This is a genomic window from Streptomyces sp. P17 (assembly GCF_032436805.1).
Lineage (GTDB): Bacteria > Actinomycetota > Actinomycetes > Streptomycetales > Streptomycetaceae > Streptomyces.
Window position 1 is genome coordinate 1 of the sequence record NZ_JAVRBF010000982.1, and the last position, 264, is coordinate 264.

Here is a 264-nt window from a genome sequence, read left to right on the forward strand (position 1 = left end):
CAGTTGACAAGTAAAGGCATCATAAATAATGGCCATAACCTGACCAATAATTCTTGCTGAAGCATTATTTTCAACTAGAGCTTCAAAAATAGCATCGCGTTCGTGGGCTAGAATAATGAGTGACTGAATGGAGTCAACTTGATTAATTTTTTCAGTCAAAAAAACCGCTTGAATACTGTGTTTCTGTATTAATTGCTGCGGTGTAATGATACCTATAATCTGTCGGTTAGCATTAATCACCGGAATGTTTTGAATGTGGTATTG

General features: G+C 36.0%; 1 protein-coding gene. It reads right to left on the reverse strand.

Features of this window, described 5'->3' with window-relative positions; all coding sequences use genetic code 11:
* Positions 1 to 264: hypothetical protein (locus tag RMT89_RS43660; protein ID WP_315889306.1), on the reverse strand; the 264-nt coding region annotated here is incomplete at both ends.